This is a genomic window from Variovorax paradoxus (genome assembly GCF_030815855.1).
Classification (GTDB): Bacteria; Pseudomonadota; Gammaproteobacteria; order Burkholderiales; family Burkholderiaceae_C; genus Variovorax; species Variovorax paradoxus_M.
On the sequence record NZ_JAUSXG010000001.1, the window covers coordinates 3,153,674 to 3,173,608 of the forward strand.

General features: G+C 67.5%; 16 protein-coding genes and 1 pseudogene. 9 read left to right on the top strand and 8 right to left on the bottom strand.

Features of this window, described 5'->3' with window-relative positions; translation table 11 throughout:
• The first annotated feature begins 35 nt into the window (after positions 1-35).
• The 3 genes from QFZ42_RS14855 (at position 36) to QFZ42_RS14865 (ending at position 3,482) form a co-directional block, all read left to right on the top strand.
• The gene (locus QFZ42_RS14855) at positions 36-818 is read left to right on the top strand and encodes an OBAP family protein (RefSeq protein ID WP_307701690.1); all 783 of its coding nucleotides are present in this window, start codon (positions 36-38) and stop codon (positions 816-818) included.
• Positions 819-946: 128 nt separating this feature from the next.
• The gene (locus tag QFZ42_RS14860) at positions 947-2,050 is read left to right on the top strand and encodes a polysaccharide pyruvyl transferase family protein (protein ID WP_307701691.1); all 1,104 of its coding nucleotides are present in this window, start codon (positions 947-949) and stop codon (positions 2,048-2,050) included.
• A gap of 136 nt (positions 2,051-2,186) precedes the next feature.
• Positions 2,187-3,482 (top strand): Coenzyme F420 hydrogenase/dehydrogenase, beta subunit C-terminal domain, encoded by a 1,296-nt coding sequence (locus QFZ42_RS14865; protein ID WP_307701692.1) that lies wholly within the window; start codon positions 2,187-2,189, stop codon positions 3,480-3,482.
• Between the two features lie 22 nt (positions 3,483-3,504).
• On the opposite strand, the gene QFZ42_RS14870 is transcribed toward QFZ42_RS14865, so the two are convergent.
• Positions 3,505-3,771 (bottom strand): hypothetical protein, encoded by a 267-nt coding sequence (locus QFZ42_RS14870; protein WP_307701693.1) that lies wholly within the window; start codon positions 3,769-3,771, stop codon positions 3,505-3,507.
• A gap of 213 nt (positions 3,772-3,984) precedes the next feature.
• Between QFZ42_RS14870 and QFZ42_RS14875 the strand changes: the two genes are divergently transcribed.
• Genes QFZ42_RS14875 through QFZ42_RS14885 form a run of 3 tightly spaced genes read left to right on the top strand, consistent with a single transcriptional unit; the run spans position 3,985 to position 7,120 of the window.
• A complete protein-coding gene (locus QFZ42_RS14875; RefSeq protein ID WP_307701694.1) occupies positions 3,985-4,524 on the top strand; it encodes a DUF2244 domain-containing protein in 540 nt (179 codons plus the stop codon).
• Positions 4,525-4,576: 52 nt separating this feature from the next.
• Positions 4,577-6,226 carry a cytochrome c oxidase subunit I gene (gene ctaD / locus QFZ42_RS14880; RefSeq protein WP_373423339.1) on the top strand — a complete coding sequence of 550 codons (1,650 nt, stop codon included), beginning with the start codon at positions 4,577-4,579 and terminating at the stop codon, positions 6,224-6,226.
• A gap of 9 nt (positions 6,227-6,235) precedes the next feature.
• Positions 6,236-7,120, top strand: a complete 885-nt coding sequence (locus tag QFZ42_RS14885; protein ID WP_307701695.1) for an SIR2 family NAD-dependent protein deacylase — start codon at positions 6,236-6,238, stop codon at positions 7,118-7,120.
• 17 nt (positions 7,121-7,137) lie between these two features.
• Here QFZ42_RS14885 and QFZ42_RS14890 read toward each other — a convergent pair whose 3' ends face one another.
• Positions 7,138-7,377, bottom strand: a complete 240-nt coding sequence (locus tag QFZ42_RS14890) for a hypothetical protein (RefSeq protein ID WP_307701696.1) — start codon at positions 7,375-7,377, stop codon at positions 7,138-7,140.
• 329 nt (positions 7,378-7,706) lie between these two features.
• On the opposite strand from QFZ42_RS14890, the gene QFZ42_RS14895 reads away from it, so the two are divergent.
• On the top strand, positions 7,707-8,288 hold the full coding sequence (locus tag QFZ42_RS14895) for a hypothetical protein (RefSeq protein ID WP_307701697.1): 582 nt from the start codon (positions 7,707-7,709) through the stop codon (positions 8,286-8,288).
• A gap of 30 nt (positions 8,289-8,318) precedes the next feature.
• Here QFZ42_RS14895 and QFZ42_RS14900 read toward each other — a convergent pair whose 3' ends face one another.
• Positions 8,319-8,522 (bottom strand): KGG domain-containing protein, encoded by a 204-nt coding sequence (locus QFZ42_RS14900; protein ID WP_373423340.1) that lies wholly within the window; start codon positions 8,520-8,522, stop codon positions 8,319-8,321.
• Positions 8,523-8,617: 95 nt separating this feature from the next.
• Positions 8,618-9,115 carry a YciE/YciF ferroxidase family protein gene (locus QFZ42_RS14905; RefSeq protein ID WP_307701699.1) on the bottom strand — a complete coding sequence of 166 codons (498 nt, stop codon included), beginning with the start codon at positions 9,113-9,115 and terminating at the stop codon, positions 8,618-8,620.
• A 221-nt stretch (positions 9,116-9,336) separates the two neighbouring features.
• Here QFZ42_RS14905 and QFZ42_RS14910 point away from each other — a divergent pair, with 221 nt between their 5' ends.
• The gene (locus QFZ42_RS14910) at positions 9,337-10,257 is read left to right on the top strand and encodes a manganese catalase family protein (protein WP_307701700.1); all 921 of its coding nucleotides are present in this window, start codon (positions 9,337-9,339) and stop codon (positions 10,255-10,257) included.
• A gap of 19 nt (positions 10,258-10,276) precedes the next feature.
• On the opposite strand, the gene QFZ42_RS14915 is transcribed toward QFZ42_RS14910, so the two are convergent.
• The 4 genes and pseudogenes from QFZ42_RS14915 to QFZ42_RS14930 all read right to left on the bottom strand — a co-directional run bounded on the left by QFZ42_RS14915 (position 10,277) and on the right by QFZ42_RS14930 (position 18,221).
• Positions 10,277-11,296 carry a chemotaxis protein CheB gene (locus QFZ42_RS14915; RefSeq protein WP_307701701.1) on the bottom strand — a complete coding sequence of 340 codons (1,020 nt, stop codon included), beginning with the start codon at positions 11,294-11,296 and terminating at the stop codon, positions 10,277-10,279.
• Positions 11,297-11,369: 73 nt separating this feature from the next.
• The gene (locus tag QFZ42_RS14920) at positions 11,370-15,980 is read right to left on the bottom strand and encodes a PAS domain S-box protein (protein ID WP_307704246.1); all 4,611 of its coding nucleotides are present in this window, start codon (positions 15,978-15,980) and stop codon (positions 11,370-11,372) included.
• A 358-nt stretch (positions 15,981-16,338) separates the two neighbouring features.
• A pseudogene (locus QFZ42_RS14925) lies at positions 16,339-17,788 on the bottom strand (sigma-54-dependent transcriptional regulator).
• 118 nt (positions 17,789-17,906) lie between these two features.
• Positions 17,907-18,221, bottom strand: a complete 315-nt coding sequence (locus tag QFZ42_RS14930) for a histidine kinase dimerization/phospho-acceptor domain-containing protein (RefSeq protein WP_307701702.1) — start codon at positions 18,219-18,221, stop codon at positions 17,907-17,909.
• Positions 18,222-18,471: 250 nt separating this feature from the next.
• Between QFZ42_RS14930 and rpoN the strand changes: the two genes are divergently transcribed.
• Positions 18,472-19,908, top strand: a complete 1,437-nt coding sequence (gene rpoN / locus QFZ42_RS14935) for an RNA polymerase factor sigma-54 (protein ID WP_307701703.1) — start codon at positions 18,472-18,474, stop codon at positions 19,906-19,908.
• Positions 19,909-19,935: the final 27 nt, after the last annotated feature.

Sequence of the window (19,935 nt, forward strand, 5' to 3'; positions counted from 1 at the left end):
GCTTTCTGCTTTCTGCTTCATCAAGAGGATCGACCATGCAATCGCGAATCATCTTTCCGCTGGCCCTGGGAGCGCTGCTTGCGGCATGCGGCGGCAGCAACACGGCGTCGAACGTCGAGGCGCCGGGCGCCGGCAAGAGCGCGAAGACCGCGACGCTGGAAACCGGCGCCGCGGCGCTCCAGGACAAGCCGCCGCTCGAGGCGCTGAACGCGTACCTGGACGGCTTTCATTTCTACAGCGGCAACATGCAGGCGCAGATGGAAGCGCATCATTACTGCGCGATGCTCAACGAAGAGCTGATCCAGTGCGTGATCTACGACGGCAACGTGAAGAACGCCAAGATCATGGGCGTCGAGTACATCGTGAGCGACCGGCTTTTCAAGTCGCTGCCGGCGCAGGAAAAAGCCTTGTGGCACAGCCATGTGCACGAGGTGAAGTCGGGCCAGCTCGTCGCACCGGGCATTCCGCAGGCGGCCGAGCACGAACTCATGAAAAAGCTCGTCGGAACCTACGGCAAGACCTTTCACACCTGGCACACCGATCTGCAGAAGGAGCTCCCCATTGGCGTTCCCCAAGTCATGATGGGATTCACCGCCGACGGCCAGGTCAATGCCGGCATGGTCGCCGAACGCGACAAGCGCTTCGGCATCGACTCCGCCGAAAAGAAAAAGAGCCGCGAGGACATTCCCGCCCCACCGATTGCCGAAGGCGCGAACAGCTGGCAGACCGGCAAGGCGGTGCAGATTGCGGACCCCACCGGGACCGATCACCACCCACCCCAGGGCGCCGCCGCGGCGGGACCATCGCCGAACAAGTAGGACGACCGCCACCGCTGCGTGCCGCGCGGACTGGCCGACGGCACGTCGTCCGACGCCTCGCACCCGACGCAATGCCTAGCGTCGGAGCGATGCAAGCGCCCGACCGCACACCATCGATACTTGCCGCGATGCACCCGATGAAGATCGGCGTGCTCACCTTTCACCGCTGCATCAACTACGGCTCGTATTGGCAGGCGCGTTGCCTGGTGGAAGCCTTGCGCGACATGGGCCACCGCGCCGTGCTGCTCGACCACCACTCGCATCGCGTGGACATGGCCGAATGGCGCTGCGCGCTCCGCCCGGTGCTGCCCACACCGGTGTCCGCCGCGGACCGGAAGCTCTACGGGCAGAAGACACGCAAGTTTCTGGCATCGATCCACGCGCTCCCCCGCTCGCGCCGCTTCGCACTGGACCATCCCGAAGAAATGGAAGACTTCGACACGGTGGTGGTCGGCAGCGACGAAGTGTGGAACCTCTCTCATCCCTGGTATGGCCAGTGCCCCCTGTTCTTCGGCGAGCGCTTGCGCGCGAAGCGGCTCATCGCATACGCGGCCAGCTTCGGCAACTACCCGGTCGAGCAAGGTTTGCCGCAACATTGGGCACGGATGCTGCACCAATTCCATCGCGTGTCTGTGCGCGACGGCAACTCGCGCGCGCTGCTGGGCAGGGCGCTCGGGCACGCCCCCGAACTGGTGCTCGACCCTTGCCTGCAGTTCGCGCCGCCGCCCGATTCGGGCAGGGAACGGGGGGCGCGCCATGTCGCCGTGTACGGCCACAACTTCAGCGGATGGTTCGCGGCACGCATGCGCGAGTGGGCCCGCAAGCGGAACATGCGGCTGGTGAGCATCGGCTACCGCAACGACTGGGCCGACACCCAGTGGCTCACCGCGGGCCCCGAGGATTTCGCGCGCTTCATGGCCGATGCGGACGCGGTCGCAACCAACTTCTTTCACGGCTGCGTGTTCGCGCTCCGCAACCGCAAACCGTTTCTCTGCGAGAACTCGCCCTACCGGGCGATCAAGATCCAGGATCTTCTGTCCGCTCTGGGTGCGCAGAGCCATCTCGCGGATGCCGCCACGCCGGCTGTGCGTTGCGACGCCAGCCTGTCGGAGCCGTTGGCGCCCTCGATCGACGCGCGCATCGCGGCCATGCGCGCCTCATCGGCGGAATACCTCCACCAGGCGCTGCAGGAAGAACCGGATTCCCGCGCATCGGGGTGCGCCCATGCATGAGCCGCGACAAAACCCGCGCCCTGCCCCCTCCGAGGTCATGCGCTCGGGTCTTTGCATCGGGTGCGGCAGTTGCGTGGCGCAGGCGCGCAGCGCGACAAGGCCGGGGCTTCCGGCGAGCGATCCCGAAGCGCCGCGCATGCGTCTCGACCGGCACGGCGAACTCAAGCCGGAGGGGCCCGCGGCGTGGCTGCGACAGGGCACCGAGGCCTTCTCGCGCACCTGCCCGTTCTCTCCCGCGGCGCGCAACGAGACCGAGCTTGCGGCCGGACTTTTCCCCGAAGCCGTTCACGACGACCCGCTGGTAGGACGCTTTCACAGCGCCTACGTAGGGCATGCAGAAGAAGGAAATTTTCGCGCGCACGGCAGCTCCGGCGGCATGGTCAGCTGGACCGTCTCCGAATTGCTGCGCACGGGGCGGGTCGATGCCGTGGCCCACGTCGTGCCGTCGGACGACGAGCGGTTCTTTCGCTACCGCTTGTCGCGCACGCCCGAGGAGATCGATGCCGGCGCCAAGTCTCGCTACTACCCGGTGGAAATGTCCGAGGTGCTCGAGACGATACGCGCCGTGCCGGGCCGGTATGCGGTGGTCGGCGTGCCCTGCTTCATCAAGGCGGTGCAACTGCTGCGCCGCGAAGACCCGCTGATGCGCGAGCGCATCGCATTCACGCTGGGCCTGTTTTGCGGCCACATGAAAAGCGCGCGCCTGGTCGAAAGCTTTGCCTACCAGATGGGCGTGGGTGTCGAAGACATCCGCGCCGTGGAGTACCGCCTGAAGGACGCCCGGCGGCCCGCCAACTGGTACACCGCGCAACTCACCCTGCGCGACGGACGCAGCGTGCAGCGCGACTGGTTCCATCTGGCCGAGGGAGACTGGGGCTCCGGCTTTTTCCAGAACGAGGCCTGCAACTTCTGCGACGACGTCGTTTCCGAAACCGCCGACATTTCGTTCGGCGACGCATGGGTCGAGCCCTATTCGTCCGACGGGCGTGGGACCAACGTGGTGATCGTGCGCTCCCCGGTGCTGCATGCGCTCGTGGCCGATGCAGTCGCCGCGGGTCGCCTCTGCCTGGCGCCCGTCGATGCGGCATTTCTTGCGCAGACGCAGGCGGCCGGCTTCCGCCAGCGGCGCGAAGGGCTGGCTTACAGGCTCAGCTGGCGGCGCCCGGGGCGGCATCGCAGCCTGCAGCCGGTCAAGCGGGTGCGCCCCGGCCGCGCCCTGCCCTGGCGCCGAAAACTCATCTACCGCATGCGCGCCGCCATCACCCGGTGGAGCCGGCGCCTGTTCGCGCTCGCACGATCGACGGGCAGCCGTTCGCTGTATGTGCGATGGGCCCGCGGCGCGCTGGCGCTGTACCACGCACTGGCGTATTCCAGGGGCCGCCTCGGTTCATGGATGGCGCGCCTGGCACCCGACGACCCGGGCGGCCGCTGAAGCAAGCCACGCAGCTTGGCGCTCAGCCGCCGCCCACGCCGACGTTGACCTTGCCGGTTCCGCCGCATTCGGGGCAGGTCTCGCCGCCCTTCCCGCGCCCGCTGCCGCCGCACAGGCGGCACACGGTTTCGCCGGTTCCCGGTACGCCAGGCGGCGCCTCGTCACCCGGCTGCATCGGCGGCGGCTGAACGAGGTCCACCGATGCGCCCGGGTCTTCTTCGCCCGTCACCGACTCCGAGAACGCGCCGGGTCGGATCTGCTTGACCGAATCTTTCGAGTCTTTCTTCATGCCTGTCTCTGCCCCCGCGAAAGTGGAACACGGCGGCAAGCATCCGCTGCATGCGCGAGCAATGCGCCAGCAGACGCCCACAGGCCCCGTCGGATAGCACCCACATGGCGCTGCACGCCGCGGGCACGCTGGTTGCCGACACCGTTGCGGCGGAACGACCGGCCCCGTGTGCTGTGCGCACGCCAACCGAAGAAAACAACAGCTGGAGAAAAAATGCCCCGCGACATCGAGCACGCCGCACCTGCGACAGCACATGCCACAGCCCATGCCGAAGCATCCGCTGAGGGCAGCGCACGCGCCGCCGTGCGCTGGACCCTCACGCGCAATCTCGCGACGACGCCGCGCATCTTCATGCTGCACATGGGCGCGGCGGCGGGCGGCAGTTGCGCGATCGGCATCGGATTCTGGGTCGCGGGCTATCCGCTGGTGTTCGGCTTCTGCGCCTGCCAGGCACTGGCGCTCCTGTCGGCCATGGTTCATTACACGATTCACGCGCTCGACGGCGAGCAGCTCGTGCTGACCGGCGAAACGCTCGAAGTGCAATGCATTCGCGGCTTTCGTTCGACCACTGTTCGCCTGAATCCTTGCTGGACCCGCCTTGAATTTCCGGCGGGCTCGGAACCACCGACGTTGTGCAGCGGCCGCACCCGCGTGCCCGTGGCCGTGCACCTGGGCGCTGCGCAGCGCCGCAAGTTCGCCGAAGACTTCAGCCGCCTGCTGGCCGGCGCGCGGACACTCGACAGCGCGCCATGAAGCCGGGCACGCGGCTTGCCGAACGCCGATGCCATCCACACCCCAGCGCGCCATGAGCCCCACACACCATCCATTCGCTTCCCTCGCCGCGAACGATGCCCTCACGGCCGCCGATGCGCACGACGAGCACCATGCCATGCCCCACGGCTGGCGCCGCTGGGTGCTGGCCACCAACCACAAGGACATCGGCACGCTCTACCTGCTCTTCAGCCTCACGATGCTGATGGTGGGCGGCATTCTCGCGCTGGGCATTCGCGCCGAGTTGTTCCAGCCGGGGCTGCAGCTTCTCAACCCCGAGCTCTACAACCAGTTCGTCACCATCCACGGGCTGGTGATGGTCTTCGGCGCGATCATGCCCGCCTTCGTGGGCTTTGCGAACTGGATGATCCCGCTGCAGGTGGGCGCATCGGACATGGCCTTTGCGCGCATGAACAACTTCAGCTTCTGGCTGCTGCCGCCCGCCGGGCTGATGCTGATTGCGCCCTTCTTCACGGCCGACGGTGCCGCCGCTTCGGGCTGGACGCTCTACCCGCCCCTGAGCCTTCAGATGGGCCCCGCCATGGACGCCGGCATCTTCGCGGTGCACATCATGGGCGCGAGTTCGATCATGGGCGCCATCAACATCATCGTCACCATTTTGAACATGCGCGCGCCCGGCATGCCGCTCATGAAGATGCCGATGTTCTGCTGGACCTGGCTCATCACCGCGTACCTGCTGATCGCGGTGATGCCGGTGCTGGCCGGCGCGGTGACCATGCTGCTCACCGACCGACATTTCGGCACCAGCTTCTTCAACCCCGCGGGCGGCGGCGACCCGGTGCTGTTCCAGCACATCTTCTGGTTCTTCGGCCACCCCGAGGTCTACATCATGATCCTGCCGGCCTTCGGCATCATCAGCCAGGTGGTGCCGGCCTTCTCGCGCAAGCGGCTGTTCGGCTATGCGTCGATGGTCTATGCCACGGCTTCCATCGCGATTCTCTCGTTCATCGTTTGGGCGCACCACATGTTCACCACCGGCATGCCGGTGACGGGGCAGCTCTTCTTCATGTACGCCACCATGCTGGTGGCGGTGCCCACGGCGGTGAAGGTGTTCAACTGGATCGCGACCATGTGGCAGTCTTCGCTGAGGCTCGAAACGCCCATGCTGTTCGCGCTGGGCTTCATCTTCGTTTTTTCCATCGGCGGACTCAGCGGGGTGATTCTTTCGATCTCGCCCATCGACATCCAGGTGCACGACACGCATTACGTGGTGGCGCACTTCCACTATGTGCTGGTGGCCGGCTCGCTGTTTGCCATGTTCTCGGGCTACTACTACTGGTCGCCCAAATGGACCGGCGTGATGTACGACGAGCTTCGCGGCCAGATTCATTTCTGGGTGTCGATCGCCAGCTTCAACGTGGGCTTCTTTCCCTTGCATTTTCTTGGGCTCGCGGGCATGCCGCGCCGCTATGCGGACTATCCGATGCAGTTCTCGGACTTCAACCACATCGCCAGCATCGGCGCGTTCGTCTTCGCGCTCGCGCAGGCCTACTTCGTCTTCTTCGTCGTGCTGCCGGCCATGAGGAAGCGCGGGAAACCCGCGCCCGCCAAACCGTGGGAAGGCGCCGAAGGGCTCGAGTGGGAGGTGCCTTCACCCGCGCCCTTTCATACCTTCGAGACGCCGCCCCGGCTGGACAGCACCGCCACCCGGGTCGTCGGCTGAACCGTGCCCATGCAGCGCCGCACCGGCCAGCGCGCTGCGCCACGCACCGCGCTGCGCCGTGCATCCCGCATCTCGACGCAAATGCCCGACGACGAAAAGCTCGCGCAGCTGCGCGAGGCGCACCGCCGCGGCAAGGTTGTGCTCTTCGTGGGCGCGGGCATCTCGATGGGGCTGGGCCTGCCGCCGTGGTCGGCGCTCATCGAGCACATGGCGCGCGAGCTGGGCATCGATGCGCGCTCCTTCGGCGACAAAGGCGGCTACCTGACGCTGGCCGAATACTTCCGGCTCAGGCACGGCAGCATCGGCCCGCTGCGCAGCTGGATGGACCGCGAATGGCACCGCAACGACGTGCGCGTGGAGACCTCGCGCATCCACGAGCTGCTGGCGAAGGGCCGCTTTCCGATCATCTACACCACCAACTACGACCGCTGGCTCGAGACTGCCTTCGAACACCACAAGGTGAAGTACACCAAGATCGTGAGCGTTGCCGATCTCGCCAAGCTGCGCCCCGGCGCCACGCAGATCATCAAGTTCCACGGCGACCTGGAGGACGACACGTCCATCGTGCTCGACGAAAGCAGCTACTTCGCGCGGCTCGACTTCGAATCGCCGCTCGACATCAAGCTGCGCGCCGACGTGCTCGGGCGCTCGGTGGTCTTCATCGGCTACAGCCTGGCGGACGTGAACATCCGCTACCTGTTCTACAAGCTCTCGCGCTTGTGGAAGCAGTCGGTGCCCGATGTGGCACAGCCGGTTTCCTACCTGTTCTCGCCGTCGGCGAACGAAGTGCAGCAGGCGGTGCTCGCGCAGTGGGGCATCGAGATGATTCCGCTGGCGCGGGACGACCCCTCGAAGGCACTGATCGAGTTCCTCGAGGCCGTGGTCGGCAGCTAGCGCGAATGCGCCGCTGCCTACCGCTCGGCGGTTTCGGAGCCGGACTCGCTCTCGCCCGACTTGGGCGCGTCTCTCGGCGGCGGCTTTTCGCCCACCTGCATGCTTTGCGAGGCGTTGGTGCCGATGTCGCGCGAGCCGGGGTAGCCGCGGCGCTTGTTCGCCTCGCGGCCGATCTGGCTGCCCTCGGCCGGGCTGTCCTGCCCGACCGCGCGGTTCTGGTCGATGTTCACTGGCGATTGTTCGGGGGTTCGGGTCATGGTTGCTCCTGGATGGCGGCTGCGGCGCTGTGGCCGGCGGCCTTGTTCAACGGATGCATTCCATGGTGGTCGAGAGCATGGCGGGCCTTGTCGTCCCGGTGCTTCGGCCTCTGTCAGCCGCGCTCCGCAGCCGTTCGAGCCGGCAAAACTTGCTGCAAATAGCGCAGTGGGCTGGCGCACGCCTTGCCTTGCCTTGCCTTGCCTTGCCTTGCCTTGCCTTGCCTTGCCTTGCCTTGCCTTGCCTTGCCTTGCCTTGCCTTGCCTTGCCTTGCCTTGCCCCGGGCACGCCGAATGCCATGGGAAGTGCCTCACCCATGCACCCGTTTCCCATGTCCGAACCTTCCATCGTCGACGACACCCGAGATCTGAACCGCTGCGTGCACGACGCGCGCAATGCGCTGGCCGCCATTTCGTCGGCCAGCGAAGTGCTCGCGCGCGTGGAGCTGCCGCAGGCCGTGCTGCGCGAAGCGGGCGTGGTGGTGGCGCGCCAGGTCCGCCAGCTCTCGGCCCGAATGAGCGAACTGGTCGCGCACGCGCAGCGCGGCGCGGGGGACGCCGGCCGCGCGCTGGCGGTTTCCGACGACGCCGGCCTCTTGGCCGTGATGGGCGGGCTCCTTTCGGATGCGGGCTACAAGGTCGATCTGGCCGCAAGCAGCGACAGCGGCTACAACGTACTCGTGAAGCGTGCCCCCGAAATTGCGGTGGTCGATGTGCGCACCTCGACCGGCGCGGCGCTCCTGCTGGGCCGGCGCGCCCGAGGCGCCGGTTTCGAAGGCCGCATGGTCGCCGTCTGGGGCTCGTCGCTGGCGCAAGATCCGCAAGAGCCGCAGGACCAGGGCGGTATCGCGGGTTTCGATGCCGTGCTTGCCAGATCCTTCGAACCTGCCGCCCTGCGCGCCGCGATCAACTGACCCCGACCGCGGCGGCGGGCGGCCCTGCGCTTACTCCTGCTGCCGCGCGGCCGCCTGCGCCCGCGCGCTCAAGCTCTTGGCCCTTGCGTGGCGAGCCTCTTCAGGGGTGAATTCGTGGGCGAGTCCCAGCTCGTGGGCGGTGCGCCCGCCCAGTCTGGCGATCTCCCTCTGGCGTTCAGGATCCATTCCGGCAAAGCCGCGCCGGGTACGAATGCGCCCTTCTTGGTCGTTCATTGACATGCTTTCCTTCGATCCGCGAACCAGTGCGGCCCTGCGCGCGCAACAGTTGCGCGCCAGACCGTCTATGGGCAAGCGGCGTGCCCGCCCGCTCACTCCGCGGCCACGGCCTCTTCCATGGCATGCGCCTCGGCCAGCGCGCTGAGCTTGCCGTCGGTGGCCGTTTCCTCCGCCAGCGAAGCTTCGAGCAATGCCACGGCCTCGGTGTGCCCCAGCTGCTTGGCCAGCGTGCACAACGAGTTGTAGCCCGCAATCTCGTAGTGCTCGACCTTGCGCGCCGCGCCGATGAGTGCCGCGTCGAGCACCGGGCCTTTCTCGATCTCGTCGATCAGCGAATCGCCTTCCTCGACCAGTCCGGCCATGCCGTCGCACTTGATGCGCTTGATCTTGATCTGCAGCAGCTCGGCAATTTCTTCGATCCGCTCGACCTGGCCGCGGGTTTCCTCCAGATGCGTCTCGAAGGCCGAAGCCAGGCCTTCGTCGGTGGCCGCGCGGGCGAGCTTCGACAGCGAACGCGTCATCTGCTTCTCCGCGCTGTAGGTGTCGGAAAGCTCGTGGACGAAGAGATCGGAAAGGCTCTTGATCGGCATGTCGGTTCCTTGAAAAAAAGTGAGTTGAAGGGGAGTGGTGGAGGGAACACGGCCGATGTTTGTGGCGCGCGCAGGGACACCAGGCAAGGCGGTTTCCCATGGCCTTGTCAGCCTTCGCCGCACGCATCGGGGGGCACGCCGCTTGCCGCGAAAAAAGTGCGGCGGCGCCGACACGTGCAGCCGTTCCAACCCCAGAGCCCATCCAACGCAAGGAGTCCCCCATGTTTTCTCACAACAAGCGATTGCAATACACGGTACGCGTCAGCGAAACCAATCCCGGTCTCGCCAATCTCATGCTCGAACAGTTCGGCGGTCCGCAAGGCGAGCTCGCCGCGGCCTGCCGCTATTTCACGCAGGCCATCGGCGAGGACGACCCGGGCCGCAAGGACATGCTGTTCGACATCTCGACCGAAGAGCTGAGCCATCTCGAAATCATCGGCACGATCGTCGGCATGCTCAACAAAGGCGCCAAGGGGCGGCTGGCCGAAGGCGTCGACGAGCAAGGCGAGATGTACCGCACCATCACCGGCGCGGGCAACGACAGCCACATCACGCAGGTGCTCTACGGCGGCGGCCCCCCGCTGGTCAACTCCGCCGGCGTGCCCTGGACGGCGGCCTACATCGACACCATCGGCGAGCCCACGGCCGACCTGCGCTCCAACATCGCGGCCGAGGCGCGCGCCAAGATCGTCTACGAGCGGCTGATCAACCTCACGGACGATCCGGGCGTGAAGGATGCGCTGACCTTCCTCATGACACGCGAGATCGCGCACCAGAAGTCGTTCGAGAAGGCGCTCTATGCCATCGAGCCGAACTTCCCGCCGGGCAAGCTGCCGGGCGACCCGCGCTTCACCAACGTGTACTTCCGGATGTCGAAGGGCGAGGCGGACCTGCGCGGGCCGTGGAACCAGGGCGAGCGCTGGGACTTCGTGCCGGTCACGCAAGAGTCGGGGCCGGTGGACGGCGGCGACGGTCTGGCGACGGTCGAGCTCAGCGATGCGGACGCACCGGTGCTGCAGCAGATGGCCACCCGTACGCAGTCGCGCACCGACGGCGATCCGCTCACCGGCGCGGAGCTCGGCATGGGCGAAGGCCCCGCCTTGCCTGCGGACACCGCCGGCACCGCGCGGCCGAAGAAATAGCAGTGCAGGAACGAACAGCTCAGCCCGCGTCGAAGCTCGCGGGGCTGGGCGCCTTCATCGTGAGCTTGCGCAGGGCGGCACTCGCGGCCGCGAGTTCGTCCGCCTCGCGCAGCGACGCTTCGGCATCGCCGAGGCCTTCGCTCACCTGGACTTCGGCGAGCCGGCGCAGGATGGCCTCTTTTTCCTGCAGCGTGCGCAAGCCGCACCACAGGGCCGCATCGGTCACTTGCTCCTGCGTGGCGGCCAGGCTGCGCAGGCTGAACGCGTGGCCCGTGTGGCAGCGGTAGCGCACGGGGTGCTTGTCGTTCAATTCGAAGAGCACGCCGCCGCAATCGGGGCAACTGAATACCGACGGCTCCGCAATCGACTTCAGGTTCTCCATGGCACGGTCTCCCACACCGAGGGCGTATTCGCGGCGCAGTTCGGCCGGCGGTTCGGCGGGCTGCACTTCGGCGCGGGGTTGCGCCAGTTCGAACAGCAGGCGGCCCATCTCTTGCAAGCCGACGACGTGGTCCACCTGCACCGCGGCCATCGCGCTTTGCGGCATGCTGGGTTCGTGGGCATCGGCCGGGTCTTGCACGACGGCAATGCCGCCGCAGTCCTTGATGGCGCGCAGCCCGGCGCTGCCGTCGTCGAGCATGCCCGTGAGAACCACACCCACGGCGCGCGGGCCGCAGTCCAGCGCGGCGGAACGAAACAGCGGATCGATGGCGGGGCGGGCATGGTGTTCCTTGGGGCCGCGGCTCAAGCGAACCACGCCGCCTTCGAGCAGCATGTGGTGGTCGGACGGCGCGATGTAGATGGTGCCCGCGGCGGGCACGTCGCCCTCCTTCGCCTCGACCGCGCGGTTGGGTCCGCGGCCGCTCAGCAAAGAGGCCAGCTGGCTGCGGTGGGCGCCGATGTGCTGCACAAAGAAGATGGGCGCAGGAAAATCGGCCGGCAACGCGGCGACCAGATCGAGCATGGCGTAGACGCCGCCGGCAGAGGCACCGATGAAGATGGCCTGCTGCCGGCCGGCGGAGTTGGGTATTTTCGACATGCGGAAGTACGCGGTTCTGTCTTGTTCGGCAAGCGGCGTGCCCGCTCGCGGAGTGCCCCGTGGTGGCGTGGCCTCAGTCGGACGACAGCGCCGTGCCCTCGCGCGTGCGCAGCAGGCGCTGCACGTCGGTCGCGGCCACGGGCTTGACCAGGTGCTCGTCGAAGCCCGCTTCGAGTGCGGCGAGCTTGTCCTCGGGCTGGCTCCATCCGGTCGCCGCGACAAGGAGCATGCCGCGCCCCCAGGGCTGCGCACGGATCCGGCGCGCCACCTCGTGCCCGTCGAGCCCCGGCATGCCGATGTCCAGCACGGCCGCGTCGGGCCGGAAATTCTCGGCCATCTGCAGCGCATCGATTCCGTTGTCGGCGGTCTTCACGCTGAAGCCCGAAATGGACAGCATCCGGGCCATGCCCCACAGCGCGTCCACGTTGTCGTCGGCGAGCAGCACGCGCTTCGGGGGTCCTTCGGACGGAGGCGGAAGAGGCGCCGGCGGTGCTTGCGCGGACCCCAACTCGGCTTCGGCCGCACGCGCCTCGGCCAGCGGAACGCGCACGGTGAACCGGCTCCCGTGCCCCAGGCCCCGGCTCTCGCCCGTGACCGTGCCGCCATGCAGCTCGACGATGTTGCGCACCAGTGCCAGCCCGATGCCCAATCCGCCGGCCGAGCGCTCGTGCGCATGCACGCTCTGCGTGAACATCTCGAACATGGTGTCGACCGTGTCCGGCTCCATGCCGATTCCGTTGTCGGTCACCACGAAGATCGCATCGCCGCCGTCGGCATGCACCGACAGCCGGATATCGCCGCGTTCGGGCGTGTACTTGGCCGCATTGGAGAGCAGGTTGGAAACCACCTGCGTCAAGCGCATGGGATCGGCGTCGAGCGGTATCTCGGCGGCGGAAATCTCCAGCGCGAGCCGGTGGCGGCCCATTTCCATCACCGGACGGGTCGCCTCCACGGCCGCGTCGACGATGCTCTGCGCCGTCACGCGTTCGCGCCGCAGCACCAGCCGGCCCCGGCGCAGGCTGGAGACGTCCAGCAGATCGCCCAGCAGCACCTTCATGGCCGACGCCTGCCGCCGGACGACACGCGCGGCGCGCGCCTGCTCCTGGGTGGCAAGCTCTTGCGGCGCGAGCAGTTCCGCGGCGCCGCTGATCGAGGCCAGTGGATTGCGCAGCTCGTGCGAAAGCACCGCCAGAAAGCGGTCCTTGGCGGCATCCGCGGCTTCGAGCGCCTTGCGCGCGGCCTCGTTGGCGCGCAGCGCGTCGAGCAACTCGCCGCGGCTTCGCTCCACCTCCTGCTGGGCGGCGCGCTGCTCGCTCTGGTCGCGCAGCACTTTCACCATGCCGACGACGGCACCCTCGCCGTTGTGCATGGGCATGAGCGCGCCGCTGGCCCAAAAGCGGGAGCCGTCCTTGCGCTGGTGCAGCCGGTCGTCGGCCGCCCTGCCGGCGCTGAGCGCGGTGCGCGCCTCTTCCAGCGGGGCGCCCGCGGCGCGGTCTTCCTCGGTGAAGATGATGTCGGCCGAGCGGCCCAGGATTTCAGCTTCGGTGTAGCCCAGGAGCCGCTCGGCGCCGGTGTTCCAGCTCTTCACGCAGCGCTCCATGTCGACCGAGAAGATCGCGTAGTCGACGGCGTTCTCGAGCATGAGCCGGAACCGCTCCTCGCTCTCGCGCAGCGCTTCTTCCGCGGCCTTGCGCTCGCTGATGTCGCTGCAGACGATGAGCGCCGAGTCGGGCTTGCCGCTCGCATCCGTGAGCACGGTCACGCTCTTGTGCAGCCAGATGAAAGAGCCGTCCTTCCGGATGTCGCGGCTCTCGCTCTGGAACGGCTCGCCGTGCTGCGCAAGCCGCGCGAGCCGCACCGCCATGGCCTCACGGTCGGCGGCATGCACCAGGTCGAGCGCGCGCACGCCGACGAGCTCGCGCTCGCCGTAGCCCATGAGCGTGTGATAGCAGGTGTTGGCAAAAGTGATCTCGCCGTCGAGCCGGGTCTGGGCCACGCCCACCGACGCCTGGTTGACGATGGCGCTGAAGCGCTCCTGCGACTGCCGCAGCGACTCCTGCGCCTCCTTTCGCTCGGTGATGTCGACGAAGGTCAGCACCACCCCGGCAATGCGGTCTTCGATGGTCCGGTAGGGCCGCACGCGCGCCAGGTACCAGTTGCCGGCGGCATCGCCCACCTCGCGCTCGCTGGGCTGCAGCGTCTCGAGCACCCGGCGCGCGTCCGCGGCGAGCTGCGGGTAGTCGAGCGGGGTGGTCAGGTCCGAGAGCGGCCGTCCCACGTCGGTGGCGATCAGCTTGAAGATCGCCACCGCGCTGGGCGTGAAGCGGGTCACGTGGAACTCGCGGTCGAGAAACACGGTGGCAATGGCGGTCGCGTCCATCAGGTTCAGCATGTCGCTGTTGGCCTGGCCGAGGTCGTCCACCTTGCTCTTGAGCTCGTGGTTGACGGTGGTGAGCTCCTCGTTGATGGACTGCAGTTCTTCGCGGCTGGTCTCGAGCTCTTCGGTCGCCGAATGAAGCTCCTCGTTCATGGCGTGCAGTTCTTCGTTGCTCGCCTTGAGCTCCTCGGTCGACGTCTCGTACTGCTCCACGGTCTCGCGCAGCTGCGACTTCATGCGCCCGACCTCCCGCTCCAGGTGCTCGGCGATGGGCTCCGCGTCGACCCGCGGCACCACGATGCTGCCGCGGCCGCTCGTTGCCGGATCGCCGCTGCGCAGCAGCACCAGCAAGCCGCCGCCGAACTCTTCCACCGGGATCACGTGCAGCGACACCTCGGCCTCGCCCGCGCCCAGCCGCACCCGCACCGGCGCCACTTCCACCGGCTGGCGCCTTTCGTTCACGTGATAGAGCGCGGTCTGCAACTCGGCCTTCAGGTCGGGCACGATGGCGCGCAGCACGTTGCGCGACGGCTCGCCGCCGCTGAAGTGCAGGAACGGCGTTGCCGCCGGCGAGATATGCAGCATCTCGTGGTCCGCATCGAGCAGGATCGAAGGCGGCGCGAGACGGTCGAGCAGCCGCAGGTGCAGCTCGGCCCAGCTCATCGTCCGGCCGCCGGCCAGCGGCAGCGTGGTGCGCTGCAACTGAACGAAGGCCGGCCCCGGAACGACCGGCGACGAATGCTTGAGCTCCAGCGCGATGGCTGCGCTGCTGCGGCCGGTGGGCACCGGCAGCGCGGCCTTGGGCGAAGTGCGTTGCGCGTAGATGCGGTGCTTCTTGTCGATCACCGAGAACAGCGGGCTGCTGTCGTCGACCGCTTCCGATGCGCCGAGGAACAACCGACCGCCGGGCAGCAGCGAAAAGTGCAGCGTCTCGAACACCCTGGTCTGCGCTTCCCGGTTGAGATAGATGAGCAGGTTGCGGCAGGTGGCCAGATCGATGCGCGAGAACGGCGAGTCTTTCAGCACGTCGTGCACCGCGAACAGCACCATCTCGCGCAACTCGCGGCGCACGCGGTAACCGCGCGGCTCGCGGACGAAGAAACGCCGCAAGCGGTCTTCGGAGACATCCGCCTCGGCAAGCGAGGGGTAGACGCCCTCGCGGGCGGCTCGCACCGCGTCTTCGTCGAGGTCGGTGGCAAAGATCTGGATGGACGGCGGGCTCTCCAGCGTGCGCGCGTGCTCGTTGAGCAGCATCGCGATCGAGTAGGCCTCTTCACCGGTCGCGCACGCGACCACCCAGACGCGGATGGTGTCCGCCGCCGTCTTGTTGCGGAACAGCTCGTGCACCATGCCTTCGAGCGCGGCAAAGCATTCGCCGTCGCGGAAGAAATTGGTCACGCTGATCAGCATGTCCTGCAGCAGCGCGCCGGCCTCGCCCGGACGGGTGCGCAGGCAATCGAGGTAGGCGGCGAGATCGCTCACGCCGTTCACCTGCATGCGGCGGCCGATGCGCCGCAGCACCGTGGCGCGCTTGTAGTCGACGAAATCGCGCCCGCTGCGGCTTCGCACGAATGCCAGCACCTCGCGGAACGTCGCCTCGTCGATATCGGCGGGCGGTGGTGGGTCGTCCTTGCCGTCGTTCGGCAACTGCTCGGGGGGGAGCCTGAGCTGCCGCTCGATGCGGTAATAGGCATGAATGCGCGCGCCCATCTCGTGCACGGGCAAGACCCAGTCGACCATGCCGGTGGCGATGGCCGATTGCGCCATGCCGCCGTGCCGGGCCTCCTGCGGGTCCTGCGCGACGGTCAGGCCGCCGCGCTCCTTGATGCGCTTGATTCCGATGGCGCCGTCGCCGTCCGCGCCGGAAAGAACCACCGCGATGGCGTGCGGGCCATGCGTATCGGCCAGCGTGCGAAAGAAGAAATCGACCGCCACGTGGTGGCCCTGCCCCGGCGGCAACGCGGCCAGTTCGATGAGTTCCCCGCGCGTGCGCAGCGCCTTGCCGGGCGGAACGACATACACCGTGTCGGGCTCGATGCGCTCCCTGCCGGCCACCGGTACCACCCGCATGCGGGTGGAGCGCCGCAGCACCTGGGCCAGCGCGCTCTCGTGCGCCGCCGACACATGGAGAACGACCACGAACGCCATGCCCGTATCGAACGGCGTGGCCTCGAAGAAGGCGCCCACGGCCTCGATGCCGCCGGACGAGCCGCCGAGCCCCACGACGGGCAACATGCGGTAGCCGCGCGAGGGCACGGCGTCGTCGATCTGGTCGGCCAGTTCTTCCTCGGCATGGTCGGGTTTCATTTCATCCAATGCGCTTTCTCCTTGTTGCAGCGGCAAACGGCATACCGGCCCGGCGGGGGCGCCGGTCGGCACGCAGTTTGCCGGTCGGCCAACGCCTGACGCGAGAACTTCGCCGAACGAAAACCCTCACGCACCCGGAGATACGCATGAATGAACTCAGCAGCTATTTCGCCCGCCATCCCCGTGAAAATCCGGCGAACTATCTGGGAACCGACTTCGATCCCGCCGGCGCCGCGGCGTACAGATTGCGCCTGCGCAGCTGGAAGGAGCGCTATCGCGCACGAATGCGCACGGCAGCCGCGCCGGGCCATTCCTCATGCGCCCATCGGCATGCACCGGTGCAGCCGCAGGCACCTTCTCATTGCTGGTATTCCTTCAATCGGTTGTAGAGCGTCTTCATGCTGATGCCGAGCAGCGCCGCCGTGCGCTCCTTGTGGCGGCCGCAGCGCTCGTAGGTGGCAAGAATGACACGCCGTTCTACCTCCGCGAGTTGCGTTCCCACTTCGACCACGATCTGGTTCTCGCCGGCATCCGGGGGCGTTGCCACGGCGTGCCGCTGGCCATTGAGCGCCGGCGGCGCAAGGGCCTGGCTGCGCGGCGGCTCGGACTCGAATTCGACGCGGGGCCCCGGGCCGGGGCTGGGGCCTTGCCCTGCGCCGGCGGGGAGCCATTCCTCGTCGATCTCGCTGCCGGAGGCCATCACCCAGGCGCGCTGCACCACATTGCGCAGCTCGCGCACATTGCCCGGCCAGCGATGCGCGGCCAACCGCGCCAGCGCGCCTAGCGTGAAATGCTTGGTGCCGCCTTCCTGGCGCGCAAGCTCTTGCAGAAAGCTCGTGGCAATGAGCGCCACGTCGTCGCCGCGCTCCCGCAAGGGCGGCAGCGCAATCGGAAACACGTTGAGGCGGTACAGCAGGTCTTCCCTCATGGTGCCGCGCGCCACCGCCTCGGCGGCGTCGCGGTTGGTCGCCGCGATGATGCGCACGTCGGTCTGCTGCACCTGCGTGGAACCGACCCGCATGAAGGTGCCGCTTTCCAGCACGCGCAGCAGTTTCACCTGCAGTTCGGGCGGCATTTCGGTCACCTCGTCGAGGAACAGCGTGCCACCGTGGGCACGCTCGAAAAAGCCCTGGTGCTGGCGCTCCGCGCCGGTGAAACTGCCGCGCTCGTGGCCGAAGATTTCGCTCTCGATGAGATGCGGCGACAACGCGCCGCAGTTCACCGCGAGAAACGGTTGCTCGCGCCGCCGGCTCAGGTCGTGCACGGCGCGGGCCACGAGCTCCTTGCCCGTGCCGCTTTCGCCATGAATGAATACCGTGACGGCCGTGCCGGCCACCCGCGAGATCTGCCGGGTAGACACGCTGCATGGGCTGCGAGCGGCCGATGATGTGACCGAACTGTCCGGTCTCGCGCCACAGTTCCTGCACCTCGTCGAGCTCGGCGCGCAATTGCGACGGGGCGATCAGGCGCGACAGCAGGCCCTTCAGATGCTGCGGATTGATGGGCTTGACGAGGTAGTCGGCAGCGCCGAGCCGTAAGGCCTTGATGGAGGTTTCGAGACTCGCCTGCCCCGTCATCAGGATCAGCATGGTGTCGCTCACGATCTCGGGATCGTTCAGCAGATCGAACCCGCTCCCGTCCGGCAGATGCAGGTCGAGCAGCAGCAGATCGGGCCGCTGCATCGCAATAAGCCGGCGTGCGGCGGCGATCGAGTGCGCGCACATCACCGTGTGCCCCTCGCGCGCGACCAGGGCGGCGATCATCTTCGCCGAATCTTCGTCGTCTTCAACAATGAGTGTGTGGCTCAACTTCGTTCCTGGCTCGGTGCCCGTGCTGCGCTGCGGATGCGTGCGTTTTCAACGCTCCGCGCGCACCCATCTCCCATGATTCGAATCTTGCGCTCTCGGCGAGAGCGCTCCGGACGGTTCAATCGTTCAAGCTCTGTGCGAATTCGTGCACTTGCTCTGTCAGAGACGTCATACGCGCGACCTGCCGCTCGAGCACCTCGATGGCTTCGAGCTGCGTGGCGCTGTCGTCGGCGGTCCGCAAAAGCTCCAGCGCCACCGCCATGGCGCCCACCGGGCTTCGCAGATCGTGTTCGAGGCGTTGCGCCCGAAGAATCTGCCGGGCCTGGCGCGCGTGATGGATCGTCAGCATCTCGTTCGCGGCCCGCGCGGACCGATCTTTCTGCCGGCACAGAAGGCCCAGGCCCGCGAGCGCGGCGCAAGCGGCGACCAGCATTGCCGTGCATGCCGGATGTTCACCGGCTTCCCCCAATGAATTTTTCATAGCGCGGAGTTTGCGACAAGGTCCCTGTTCCTGTCTTCCCCGGGAGAACCGCAAGATTTGCCGCAAGGCTGGCAGGCGGCGTCGGTCAGCCGGCGATTCTGTGAACTTTTAAAGTAATTTTCAAGCCCTCCGGGAGGGAATCGCCCTGGCACGACCGTTGCGCTGCATTCCCGCCGCCAAGGATCGGAGGCTACGGAGAACCATGAACACGTCGATTGTCTTGCAGGCCCGCCAAGTGCAGGCGCCTGTCTTCTCGCCCCGGCTGCAGCATGCCGTGCGGCTGCTGCAGATGTCATCGCAGGAGTACGCGCAAGCGCTGCGCGATGCGGCCGAACTGAACCCCTTTCTCGAAATCGACACGGCCGCGCAAGACGACGTCGCCACGGCCGCGCCGGCCGGATCCGAACTCGATGCCGCCGCGGACATCGAAGCCGCCGCCGCGTTCGACAGAATCACCGCGGCCCCCGCCTCGGGCGAGCGGCACCTGTCGCACGACGAGAGCTTCGACCTGATGCAGCGCGTGCCCTTGCCCGATTCGCTGCGCACCCACTTGCACGGGCAGCTCGGCGTGCTGCGCCTGTCGGCGCGCGAGATGGCGTTTGCCCGCGCGCTGGTCGAGGCGCTGGACGATGACGGCTACTTGCGAATTTCGCTCGAAGACATCGGCGCTGCGCTGGGAGAAACCGGCGCCGATGCCGAACGCGAGCTGCGCACCGCCCTGCGGCGCGTGCAAGCGCTCGACCCCGCCGGCGTGGCGGCGCGCGACGTCGCCGAGTGCCTCTGCCTGCAGCTCGATGCCGCGTCGAACCACGCGAGCGAAGGCACCCGCCGACTCGCGCGCCGGATTCTGGAGGGCCACATCGGCCTGCTTGCGGCGCACGATGCCGGCAAGCTGGCCAAGGCGCTCGACGCGTCCGCGCAGGAGGTGCAGTGCGCCATCGACTGCATCCGGCGCCTGAACCCGCATCCGGGCTGGCAGTTCGGCGAGACCGCTTCGCGCATCGTGATACCCGACGTCACCGTGAAGAAAGTGCGCGGTGCATGGAGAACCTCGCTCAACGCCAGCGCCCTGCCCCGCGTGAAGCTGAACACGGGCTACGCGCAACTGCTCGAGAAGCACGGCGCACAGTGCACCGCGATGAAGGAATGCCTGGAGCAGGCGCGCTGGATGGTCGGCAGCGTGTCGCAGCGCGCATCCACCATTCTCGACGTGGCGCGCGCCATCGTCGCGCGGCAGAAGATGTTCTTCGAGCACGGCCCGCTCGCCATGAAGCCGCTGGGCCTGCGCGAGATCGCGGAGGAAGTGGGCGTGCATCCATCCACGGTGTCGCGCACCGTGCACAACAAGTACATGGCCACGCCGGCCGGCATCTTCGAGTTGCAGCACTTCTTCTCGCGCGGCCTGAACCACGCGGCCGGCGGCGCGAGTGCGCCGGTGGCGCTGCAGGGCCTGATCCGCGAACTCATCGCGGTCGAAAAACCCGTGGCACCGCTGAGCGATGCGGCGCTGGCGCGTCAGTTGGCACAGCAAGGCTTCCGCATTGCGCGCCGCACCGTCACCAAGTATCGCCAGAGCATGAACATCGACCCCTTCGAGCGCCGCCGCGCCCAAGGCGGAGAAATGGGAGCACCGGCCTAGCCGGTTGTCCAGAGCGCCGCGGTTTAC